This window comes from Streptomyces durmitorensis, assembly GCF_023498005.1.
GTDB lineage: Bacteria > Actinomycetota > Actinomycetes > Streptomycetales > Streptomycetaceae > Streptomyces > Streptomyces durmitorensis.
Genome location: NZ_CP097289.1, coordinates 916,318 through 925,495 on the forward strand (window position 1 = coordinate 916,318; position 9,178 = coordinate 925,495).

Consider the following 9,178-nt stretch of genomic DNA (forward strand, 5'->3'; position numbering starts at 1 on the left):
CGGTGCTGCGGGAATGCGTCGGCACTCATGGCTGCGCAGCTTCGGCTCGCCCACTAATTCGAACACATGCTCTACTGGGTTCATGGCGCACACCACCCCCACCCCCGACCGCGTCCGCCGCTCCTGGGACATCACCGACCGGCAGCAGTCCGTCCTCACCTGCATCCGCGACCACATCGCCGACCACGGTGTCGCACCGTCCGTGCGGGAGATCGGCGCCGCAGTCGGCCTGTCCAGCCCCTCCTCCGTGCTCTACCAGCTGCGCCGCCTCGAGCAGGCAGGTGCCGTCGCCCGAGCGCGCGGTACCGGCTGGCGGGACTACCGGATCACCTGATGCCCGACATCCGCCGCCTCGACGTCCTGCGGTTCCTCGAGCGGGTACAGCTCCGCGACCTCGCCCGCACCCGGACCTGGATCGCGGACGAGGAACGGCGTGAGGCTGAGCGGATCCGCGGCGAGCAGGCCCGACCGCTAGCCCCGGACTGGCTCATCGAGAAGGGCCTCGACGGCAGGGCCGCGGTGTACGTGCACGTCGGCGGCTGCCACATGGCGGGGAAGCGGTCGCGCGGGGTGACGCAGGACCAGGCACGGCGGGCGCTGCATGAGCAGGTCGACGCGTGCCCGCACTGCCGCCCGGACACCGAGCTCGGAGTGCTGGAGTAGGTGGCGCCCGGCCATCAGCGATGGCGTCAGGGACGACCTGCCCCTCTGGATCGGCCCTTGGTCTCCCCCGCGAGGATGCGCTGCTTGTACTGCCACAGCTTCTGGCGCTCCTCCCAGGTGAGGTCGGGGTTGAGCGCATTGACTTCATCCCAGGCAGCTGAGCGGGCGATGCGTGCGGCGCGCCAGTCCCGTCGGCTCACCGCCTCGCCCAGCTGGTTCATGGCCTTGTTCAGCGGCTTGCGCGCAGCCTTTTGTTTCTTCGTGAAGTGCCTCGGGGAGTTGCGCGCCTGCCCCCTTGACTGAGAGTGCCGCTCATCCCAGGTGGGCCCGCCGGTCACGAAGTGGACTCGAGGTCGCGCTCGATGCGTCATGACGCTGGCACCTCCTCCTCTAACGCTAGCCGCTCCCCCAGCCGGGCGGCGAGGGCGTATGCGGGGTGGTTGTCGAGCTGCCGTCGCCGCCTGTTGTACCGCTGCGTGGTGCGCGGGTCGGAGTGTGAGACGGCATCTTGCACATCCTGCAAGGGGACGCCGTTGGCGAGGTTGTCGGTGATGAACTGGTGCCGCAGCGTGTGGGGCTTGATCGTGGCGGCCTGCGGGATGCCCGCTCGTCGGGCGAGGACGCGGAGGTGCTTCCAGACTTCGGGCTGGGACCAGCGGCGGCCGGAGTCGGTGACGAACAGCGGTCCGTCGGTGCGGTCGCCGAGGTAGGCGAGGAGTGCGTCGAGTGCCAGCGGCGGCACGGGTGCGGGCCGCTTCTTGCCGCCCTTCTGTGTGAGCGGCAACGTGCGGTGGCCTCGGTCGTAGCCGAGCTGGCCAGCGTTGAGGGAGAGGAGTTCGTCGACGCGGGCGCCGGTGAGGTAGAGCAGCATGACGAGGGCGTAGGAGCGGGGCGCCCAGTCGCGTGCCGTCTCGACCAGCCGCATGGTCTCCTCGTCCGTCATGCCCTCCGTCGGCGAGTAGTCCGGGTCGACGTAGGGCCGGAGCACGGCGGCGAACGGGTCGGAGTCGACGGCCTGGAGCCGAGCGGCGTAGGTGTAGAAGGACCCGGCGGCTGCGAGGGCCTGCGCCTGGGTGGTCTCGGCGGGCGGCTTGCCGTTCCTCGTGGGCGTCTTGGCAAGGTGCTTGGCGTAGGCGTCGGCGAGCGGCAGCTTCGCCTGGAGTGGGTGGATGCCGGTGGAGCGGGCGTACTCCTCCCACGACTTGAACGTCCGGACGTAGGCCCTCCTGGTGTGGCGGCTCTTCTGCCGTGCGATCCATCCTCCGGTCAGAGTGGGCAGCGGATCGCGGTCGCCGTAGATGCCTGCGAGGTGGTCGGCGAGTTGACGGGCTTCGTCGGGCCAGTCGTCGCGGGGGTCGTGCCGGTCGGTCGACAGCTCCGCCGACGGACGCGGGATGAGACCGGTCATGCGTCCACCGGCTCCACAGTGACTGATGCGTAGACCGCTGGGGCTCCGTCCTCCGTCGTTTCGTAGGCGACACTGACGTCGGTGACGAGGACCGGGACGCCGTGGATTTCGATCCGCTGTCCCGTTGCCGGGATAGGCAGGTACCCCTCGGAGACAAACTCAGCGAGCGGGCGGCCCTCGGCGGCGAACTGGATCCCGTGTTGCACCGGACCGAAGCCCTGGAGCTTGCGTTCCTGCTCCATCTCGATGATCTCGCGCAGTGCTGCCTTCGCTTCCTCGGGCACCTAGACCACTCCTTAGGATTGGATAACTGTCATTATCAACCATCACTCAGCTTGATCGGTAGCCGTCGCAGACATCCGTTACGGATCGTCAACTACCAGCACATAACAAGACGTTATGCGCTAGCCCTGCACACGCGGACCGTCCCCTCTCGCCACGAGGGAGCGGCAAACCGACAGCGGGAACGTAAAGCCTCTTTACGTCCAACCCGGAGCAACGTAAAGTCTCTTTACGTAAGGACGGATCGCCCGAGGAGGACCCCATGAAGACCTACGCCGACATCATCGACCTCCTCAACTATGAGGGACCCGGCCTACAGGACTACGTCACCCCGGCAGAGCTCGACCAGCTACTCATCGGCACCCTCCCCCTCGGCTCCATCGCCGACCGCTACCTCGACGACCTCAAGCACACAGAGCTCGTCCGTGTCGCCACCGACGAGACCGCCACCCGGTCCGACCTCCTCACCTGGATCGGCTGGGAACTGGAGGTCGCCGGGCAGCAGCGCGCCGAGGACGCCGCCGAGGACGTACTCGCCCAGCTTCGCGCGCACACCGCAGCGCAGGCCCGCCAGGAGCGCGTCGCTCTCGACGGTCGCGACGTGCTCATCGCGCGCGCCAAGGAGAACGGCGCCACCAAGGACGCCATCGCCAAAAGCCTCGGCATCAGCAGGCCCACCCTCGACAAGTGGATGCAGGACCAGCGGGACCGGGCCCTGTTCAACGACGCCATCTTCACGTTGATCCGGCGGGACACAAGTAAGTCCGATCAGGCGATGCTGTTCGAGGCGCTCGGCATCCGCGACACCTCCGGTCAGGCCAGCGTCTTCCTCGCCGGATTGGGCACCCGGACTCTCGATGACTACCGCGACGGCGAGCGCGAGTTGCTGGAGCGCGCCGAGGAGCGGGCCCGCGCACTCGCCTGATCGTTCAGCCTGGGCCGCACCCTCTCCCCCGCCCGTAGCTTCTGCCCTACGGTGTCCCTCTAGCTCAACCCTGGGGGGACATATGCGAGTTCGTACCATCTCAGCGACGGCCGTCCTGCTCCTTGCCGCCCTCACCGGATGCGCCAGCGGGGACGACGACCCCGACGAGAAGTCGGCCACCGGCAAGAAGGAGACGACCTCGAAGCAGGTCGACTGTACGGACGAAGACCTCAGCCAGGCCGACTGGTTGGATCACTGCGCCGAGGAAGGCACTGGCGAGGACGGGGCCGAGGGCCAGGCGACAAGCCTGAAGTTCGGCGAGACGTACACGTATCCGGACGGGATCAAGGTCAGTGTCGTCGAGGCGCGAGTCTTCACCGACTACAACTCCGAGTTGGGCGAGTCCGCCGAACCGGGAGACCGGGACTTCCGCCTGAAGATCAAGGTCATCAACGGGTCGAAGGAGCCCTTCGCCCTGGACAGCCTGTCCACCCTGGTCGAGGGCGCCACGAACGGCGGGGAGGCGAGGGCCGCGATGCTCGACCGGGGATCCGATCCGTTGGAAGGGCGTCTGGGTGCAGGCGTCACGGTGACGAAGACCGACGACAGCGCCCTGAAGACCAAGTACGGCCGGAATGTCATCGTCAGTGTGCAGCGAGACAGCAACGACTTCGGTGCGGAAGAGCCGCCAGAGTTCAGCGGGACCATCAAGGACTGAGCGCACAGGAATGCCCCCGCCACCTGCACGAGGCAGGCGACGGGGGCATCGTCTATTCGGTCGGGCTCTCCGGCGGCGGGTCCGGCTCCAGGAAGAGGCCCTCGTAGGAGGGCTGCGGCTGGGGTTCGGCGAGGCCGAGTTTGACGAGGCTGGGCATGTCGCCTGCCGAGTCGTCGAGGCGGCGGTCCATCGGGCGGGGTTCAGGCACGGGAACTCCAGTTCGCTCAGCCGTCGATGTGGTGAATGTACTTGCGGGCCCTCTCCGACATCGGATCCTGCGCAGGCGGCTCCAGCCCGGTCCCGCGGATGTAGCCGACGAGGCCGCGGACCCGGTTGAGGAGCCAGCCGATGGCTTCGTCCTGCTCGCTGATCCGCTCCCGCTGCCGCTCGGCCTCGGCCTCCCGCACCTGGATGCGGTGCTCCAGGCGCTCGATGGCCTTGCCCTGCTGGTCTGTGATGGCGGTGAAGTCGTCCCGCTTCTCCTGCCGCGGTGTCCTGCGTGCCGACCGTGCAGCCCACAAGCCGCACAGTGCGGTGAGTACGGACACCACAACGGAGGAGATCACCTCAGGACTCATAGGGCGGCCCCACTCTCTTGGACCGCGGCGGTTCACGCCACCCGGCCACGACTATCACCGGTACGGCGATCACCACCCAGATTGCTGCCGCGACCCAGCCGCGCGGGAAGGTGCCCAGCGGCCACCACGACAGCAGGTAAGAGGACATCCACGGGATGACGATCAGGACCAGGGCTACGAACCCTGGCGCGTCACGGCCCTGCGGAAGGAATGCGCACACGATCGCGGCAAGGCCCGTTCCAATCCACAGGGCAGCCCACGCGTCCAGTGGCATGAGGTTGAGGAGTAGCTGCAGGCCACGCTGGTCCGGCTGCGGAGTGATGAGCTGCCCGTACCCGTACAGGGACCACACCGTGCCGTAGGACAGGAGGATTACGCCGCGGCGCCCCAGCACTCTGGCGAGCCGCCGCAGCACACGGCACCGCACTTAGACTGCCGCGGTCTTAGCCGGGGAGACCTGTCCACGGGTGAGCAGGCCAAGCACGGCGAGCACGGCAGCATTGAGGGCGCCGACGGTTTCGGCGGACACGTCGAGGCCGTAGGCGGCGAGCAGTGCGACGACCGCGGCGACGAGGCCGGTGAACGCCGCGGGGGCGATCGGGCGGGTGATGGCTGCGGTGGCCGCGGCGAACACTGCGGAGATGACGGCAACGATGGCGCCTGCCTGCTCGGCGGAGAGGCCGAACTGGAAGCTGACCAGGAGGGACAGGCCTGCGCTGACGGTGGCGATGATGAGAGCGGGCTCTCTGCCGAAGACCTTCATGACGTTCTCGCTTCCCGTTCGGCGAGCCAGCGCCGGACGATGTGATGGTGGTGGCTGGTTCAGACGTTGGGGACGCGGAGCTCGTCCCAGGTGGTTTTGCCGGGCGGCCACTTGGCTGCGGCGCCGCTGTATCCGCACATCCGCTGCCAGGCTTCGTAGGAGTCGACGTCGGCCTGGCCGAGCGTCTTGCCGGGCCCGACCTGGTAGCGCCCGCAGCCGACGGCGACAAGGCGCTTCCTCATCGCGGTGAAGATCGGGGACACCTTGCCGAGGGCGGGCTTCCCGGCCTTCATGAAGAAGCTGGAGCCGGGGAAGGGCTCGTACTTTGGTGTGCCGGGTCCGGGCTTGGGCGGTGTGCTGCCGCCGGGGCGGGGTGCGCCCTTCTGTACCCAGGCGTAGAGGGGGCCGCCGGGGCAGGCGGTGGCGTAGCCGTCCCGGTGCCCCTTGACCTCGCTGCCAGCGCCGTTCTTGCGGAGGAGTTCGATGCCGTCGCGGAGCGCGTGGAGCATCGGATCGTTCGGTTCGGTCAGGCCCTTCGAGCCGAGGAGGCCAAGGATCGCGTAGTGCGCGACGTTCAGCGACTGGTTGCCGTTGGCGCCGGTCCGCCTGCGCAGGCCGCGGCCCTCCATCAGGTAGCCGTGGGGGCAGGCGGCGTAGTTGTAGGCGACGTCGCTGTAGCCCTCGGCGGTGTTCGCCAGGTGCGCCTTGCGGATGGCCTTCCACAGGGCGATGCACTTGTCGTGGTCAGTGAGGAGCGTCGTGCTGACGGTGGTGCCCTCGTAGTGGACCTTGACGCCCTTGGTGGAGGACTGTGCTGGTGCGGCGGAGGTGGGCCAGCCGAGCTGGGCGCGGGTGATCAGCTTCAAGGGGTGCCCCTTCTAGTAGTCCCAGGTCGTGCCGACGAATTGGGCGTGCTCGACAGCCCAGGGCTCGTGGTGGTCGTGCCAGACTTCGACGCCGACGGGCTGGTTGGCCTCGCCGTGGAAGCACCAGCTCGTGGTCTCCCAGCTGCGACCTGGCGTGACGGGATGGTCGGCGGCCCCGGTGTCGTCACGTTCGCCGTGCGGGTCGCGAATGAACCGGGACATGAACTGCCGCTGCCGCAGATCACCTTCGGGCACGACGAGGGCGGCCCAGCGCAGGTTGCGGGACCAGATGAAGTCGCCGTCGAAAGGCGGCATGATCAGGCTGAGCTTGCGGGCCATGGAGCGGTCGTTCGTGATGACCCGCTCGAACGTGACGAGCGTCCACGTCTCCGGTGGGACGATCTGTGGCTTGTCGCCGCGGTACAGCTTGCACACGGTGGCCATGGCGCCTCCGAACATGAAAAGAGCCCCGATCGCGGGGCGTGGCGATTGCGCGTTCGGGCTGGTCAGAGGCTGACGATGACGCCGTTGAAGCCGATCCACGGGGGTTTCACGGAGGAGCCGGTGCCGTAGACCTGCAGATAGCCGTCCGTCTGCACGTCGAGCTTCAAGGCGATGCGATCGGAGGCAATGTCCGAGCACGGTATGAGCACCGTGCGAAGGGTGGACGGACGTACCACGGACGGCAGAGCCAACGAGTTGATGACGTAGCTGCCCGCCGGTGTCGACGGCCAGGAGGAGCGTCCGACCGCGCCACGGAGCTGAAGCGACTCCTCACCAGAGATGTTGAGCAGTCGGTACTGCAACGTCCCGTTGCTGTTGCCGTTCTGCTGGAAGCCGGACGCGACAGAGATCGTTGTCCAGGCGGAGGCGCCCGTAGAGACGGCCACCCAGCCCGAACCGTCGTACACATCCAGGCGGTTCACGTCCTGAAGCCAGGTCTGCATCCCCTCAACGGGTGCCGCAGCACCTGTCAGGGTCGCCGAGCGCGCCGAAGCAGAAGCAAAGCGCATGCCTCCGCGCTGGGCAAGCGCGTTGACGATGTCCTTGGCCAGCTTCCCGGCGTCGGGAGCGTCGGTGAGGGCGGCGATCTGGACGCCCTGCCCGTAGTCGTCCGTGATGGGCACGCGGGTCACTCCTTATGCGATGCGGGTCAGGCGGAGCCAGGAATCGGTGTAGACGGTGGTGGCTGTGGCACCGGTGTTTCCCTGTGACCACTGAAGGGCGTAGGTGCCGCCCGTGCCCTGCACGCGCAGCGTCCCGGCGATCAGGACGCTGTACTCGCCCGCGGCGCTGGTGGTGCCGCTGAAATTTCGGGGCTGCGCCACGTCGTTGGTCTCGGTGCGGATGCTGTAGCCGTTGGTGGACTGGGCGGTGGTACCCAGCCCTGCACCGTGACCGGTCCACTCGCCGAGCGCCCCGGCCGGGGTCGTCCAGTCGATGGTGATGTCAAGGTCGACCAGGGCCGAGTACTTGATCCAGCCGTCGACCGTGTAGATAGCGTTCGCCGCTACCTCGAACGTGAGGTGCGGGTCGTCGGCGGGTGTGGCGTTGTTGGTGCGTGAAGTGTCGGCCGCCTTCAGGGCGACGCGCGTCTGCCCGATACCGAGGTCGGCGGTGGCGGTACGGCCGGTGGCCAGCCAGTTCCCTGACGAAGACTGGGAGATCACCACCAGGTCGCCGACGACCGGCTGAACGTAGGTCTCCAGGCAGCGCACCGTGATGCCGTCCGCGGTGAGGATCGTTCCGTCTCCGTTGACGGTCTGGACGGTAGCGAGCCGCCAGTCCGCGCCGCGCACGCTGGTCGCGGTGGCTCCTGCGGATACGGCCTGCTGCTGGAGTGCGTCGGCGAGCTTGCGGACGGTGCCGAAGGATTCCTTCACGAGTCCTCCTTCGCCGCGATCGTGGTGATCGGGAAGTCGCCGCCGGTGTCCAACGGCACGGAGAAGCTCTGGACTTGATGCAGCTCGCGGGTTCCGTCGGGGTGGATGACGCGGATGACGTCGCCGCACTCCAGCGCGGGATTGGGCAGCGCGGAGAAGTCGCCGCTCGCGTTGGGCGCCTTCCCGGCGATCAGCTTCAGGTTGGCGGCCTGAGCGCACGCGTTGACGGTGATCAGCGTGCTAGAGCTATAGAAGTCCGGGCGCCTTCCGAACGGACCACCCCAGTACGTCGGCGAGTTGACGTCGTTGTCGGTGGCTAGGTACTCGACGGGGGCGACGTTCTCCTCCGTGTTCTCGCCGCGGGCCAAGACGCCGTTGTGGACCTTGTCGGCGCTCATTCCGCGGCTTCCCTGCACGTACACGCCGCCCTCTTTGGCGGCGACTTCCCAGACCGCGGGTGTTGCCAAGAGTTCTGGCAACGCTGCGATGACGAAGACCCCGTCCGCATTCGTGTAGCACTCGGCTCCGGCCGCGGCCACGATCTCCTGCACGCCCGCCCACGGATCAGCTTCGACGTCGAAGGTGCGGGCGCCGATCGGGGTGTCGACGATAAGGCTGATGACGTCGGCGTCCGGCAGGGAGCGCTGGATGAGTGCGGAGGCGGCGCCGACGACGGTCCCGGTGGCCTTGTACGGCTCGGTGAATTTGTCGTCGGTGACGCACGCCTCGAGGCTTTTGCCCGTCAGCGTGACCGGGCCGTCCGAGGGGTCGCCGTCGACGCTGTCGAGTCGGAACACACCGACGGGGACGAGCTCTTGGGAGCCGTCGCCGTAGCTGACACCGCGGGCGATCCGCAGCCGCGCCCCGTCGGTTGCCAGCTGGTCGGTAGGGGTCCGGGGGATCAGCGAGACGTCCGCCGAGGTGACGGTGCAGGTGCGGCGGATCGTCTGCCCGCGGTCCACCGGCACCGAGCCACCGGTGTGCTCGAGCGTGACCACACTGCCGTCGGCCTTGAAGAGTTTGACCTCGGTGACCGGGGTGTGGGATTCACCAAGGCGCGGCAGGAAGCGGTCGGTGACGGGGTACACGGCG

At 68.0% G+C, this 9,178-nt stretch carries 16 protein-coding genes; 4 read left to right on the forward strand and 12 right to left on the reverse strand.

Annotation, left to right across the window (positions count from 1 at the left end; genetic code table 11):
* Window positions 1–82: 82 nt before the first annotated feature.
* Together M4V62_RS03990 and M4V62_RS03995 are read left to right on the forward strand one after the other, a co-directional pair.
* Window positions 83–334, forward strand: coding sequence for a LexA family protein (locus M4V62_RS03990; protein ID WP_249585804.1), 252 nt, complete (start codon window positions 83–85; stop codon window positions 332–334).
* Window positions 334–663 carry a DUF6233 domain-containing protein gene (locus M4V62_RS03995; protein WP_249585805.1) on the forward strand — a complete coding sequence of 110 codons (330 nt, stop codon included), beginning with the start codon at window positions 334–336 and terminating at the stop codon, window positions 661–663. The genes M4V62_RS03990 and M4V62_RS03995 overlap by 1 nt, the downstream gene beginning before the upstream one ends.
* Before the next feature lie 26 nt (window positions 664–689).
* On the opposite strand, the gene M4V62_RS04000 is transcribed toward M4V62_RS03995, so the two are convergent.
* Genes M4V62_RS04000 through M4V62_RS04010 form a run of 3 tightly spaced genes read right to left on the reverse strand, consistent with a single transcriptional unit; the run spans window position 690 to window position 2,355 of the window.
* Complete coding sequence (locus M4V62_RS04000; RefSeq protein WP_249585806.1) at window positions 690–1,034, reverse strand: hypothetical protein; 345 nt, start codon at window positions 1,032–1,034, stop codon at window positions 690–692.
* Window positions 1,031–2,071, reverse strand: a complete 1,041-nt coding sequence (locus tag M4V62_RS04005) for a tyrosine-type recombinase/integrase (protein WP_249585807.1) — start codon at window positions 2,069–2,071, stop codon at window positions 1,031–1,033. The genes M4V62_RS04000 and M4V62_RS04005 overlap by 4 nt, the downstream gene beginning before the upstream one ends.
* On the reverse strand, window positions 2,068–2,355 hold the full coding sequence (locus M4V62_RS04010; protein ID WP_249585808.1) for a hypothetical protein: 288 nt from the start codon (window positions 2,353–2,355) through the stop codon (window positions 2,068–2,070). Before M4V62_RS04010 ends, M4V62_RS04005 begins: the two co-directional genes overlap by 4 nt.
* 260 nt (window positions 2,356–2,615) lie before the next feature.
* Between M4V62_RS04010 and M4V62_RS04015 the strand changes: the two genes are divergently transcribed.
* Window positions 2,616–3,278 carry a helix-turn-helix domain-containing protein gene (locus M4V62_RS04015; protein WP_249585809.1) on the forward strand — a complete coding sequence of 221 codons (663 nt, stop codon included), beginning with the start codon at window positions 2,616–2,618 and terminating at the stop codon, window positions 3,276–3,278.
* An 82-nt stretch (window positions 3,279–3,360) separates the two neighbouring features.
* A complete protein-coding gene (locus M4V62_RS04020) occupies window positions 3,361–3,996 on the forward strand; it encodes a hypothetical protein (RefSeq protein WP_249585810.1) in 636 nt (211 codons plus the stop codon).
* 52 nt (window positions 3,997–4,048) lie between these two features.
* Here the strand turns inward: M4V62_RS04020 and M4V62_RS04025 are convergent, their stop codons facing one another.
* The 9 genes from M4V62_RS04025 to M4V62_RS04065 all read right to left on the reverse strand — a co-directional run bounded on the left by M4V62_RS04025 (window position 4,049) and on the right by M4V62_RS04065 (window position 9,174).
* Entirely contained in the window at window positions 4,049–4,204 is a 156-nt protein-coding gene (locus tag M4V62_RS04025) for a hypothetical protein (protein WP_249585811.1), read from the reverse strand.
* 16 nt (window positions 4,205–4,220) lie between these two features.
* On the reverse strand, window positions 4,221–4,562 hold the full coding sequence (locus M4V62_RS04030; protein ID WP_249585812.1) for a hypothetical protein: 342 nt from the start codon (window positions 4,560–4,562) through the stop codon (window positions 4,221–4,223).
* A gap of 1 nt (window position 4,563) precedes the next feature.
* Complete coding sequence (locus tag M4V62_RS04035; RefSeq protein ID WP_249585813.1) at window positions 4,564–4,722, reverse strand: hypothetical protein; 159 nt, start codon at window positions 4,720–4,722, stop codon at window positions 4,564–4,566.
* 279 nt (window positions 4,723–5,001) lie between these two features.
* Window positions 5,002–5,337 carry a hypothetical protein gene (locus M4V62_RS04040; RefSeq protein WP_249585814.1) on the reverse strand — a complete coding sequence of 112 codons (336 nt, stop codon included), beginning with the start codon at window positions 5,335–5,337 and terminating at the stop codon, window positions 5,002–5,004.
* A gap of 59 nt (window positions 5,338–5,396) precedes the next feature.
* Window positions 5,397–6,203 carry a peptidoglycan-binding protein gene (locus M4V62_RS04045; RefSeq protein WP_249585815.1) on the reverse strand — a complete coding sequence of 269 codons (807 nt, stop codon included), beginning with the start codon at window positions 6,201–6,203 and terminating at the stop codon, window positions 5,397–5,399.
* Window positions 6,204–6,215: 12 nt separating this feature from the next.
* A complete protein-coding gene (locus tag M4V62_RS04050) occupies window positions 6,216–6,647 on the reverse strand; it encodes a hypothetical protein (protein ID WP_249585816.1) in 432 nt (143 codons plus the stop codon).
* 62 nt (window positions 6,648–6,709) lie between these two features.
* Entirely contained in the window at window positions 6,710–7,330 is a 621-nt protein-coding gene (locus tag M4V62_RS04055) for a hypothetical protein (RefSeq protein WP_249585817.1), read from the reverse strand.
* A 12-nt stretch (window positions 7,331–7,342) separates the two neighbouring features.
* On the reverse strand, window positions 7,343–8,086 hold the full coding sequence (locus tag M4V62_RS04060; RefSeq protein WP_249585818.1) for a hypothetical protein: 744 nt from the start codon (window positions 8,084–8,086) through the stop codon (window positions 7,343–7,345).
* Window positions 8,083–9,174, reverse strand: a complete 1,092-nt coding sequence (locus M4V62_RS04065) for a DUF5047 domain-containing protein (protein ID WP_249585819.1) — start codon at window positions 9,172–9,174, stop codon at window positions 8,083–8,085. Before M4V62_RS04065 ends, M4V62_RS04060 begins: the two co-directional genes overlap by 4 nt.
* Between the last annotated feature and the right edge of the window lie 4 nt (window positions 9,175–9,178).

Bases quoted from the DNA above. Each gene is read 5' to 3' on its own strand.
- M4V62_RS03990 (WP_249585804.1), top strand. From the start codon at position 83: ATGGCGCACACCACCCCCACCCCCGACCGCGTCCGCCGCTCCTGGGAC.
- M4V62_RS03995 (WP_249585805.1), top strand. From the start codon at position 334: ATGCCCGACATCCGCCGCCTCGACGTCCTGCGGTTCCTCGAGCGGGTA.
- M4V62_RS04000 (WP_249585806.1), bottom strand. From the start codon at position 1,034: ATGACGCATCGAGCGCGACCTCGAGTCCACTTCGTGACCGGCGGGCCC.
- M4V62_RS04005 (WP_249585807.1), bottom strand. From the start codon at position 2,071: ATGACCGGTCTCATCCCGCGTCCGTCGGCGGAGCTGTCGACCGACCGG.
- M4V62_RS04015 (WP_249585809.1), top strand. From the start codon at position 2,616: ATGAAGACCTACGCCGACATCATCGACCTCCTCAACTATGAGGGACCC.
- M4V62_RS04020 (WP_249585810.1), top strand. From the start codon at position 3,361: ATGCGAGTTCGTACCATCTCAGCGACGGCCGTCCTGCTCCTTGCCGCC.
- M4V62_RS04035 (WP_249585813.1), bottom strand. From the start codon at position 4,722: ATGTCCTCTTACCTGCTGTCGTGGTGGCCGCTGGGCACCTTCCCGCGC.
- M4V62_RS04040 (WP_249585814.1), bottom strand. From the start codon at position 5,337: ATGAAGGTCTTCGGCAGAGAGCCCGCTCTCATCATCGCCACCGTCAGC.
- M4V62_RS04050 (WP_249585816.1), bottom strand. From the start codon at position 6,647: ATGGCCACCGTGTGCAAGCTGTACCGCGGCGACAAGCCACAGATCGTC.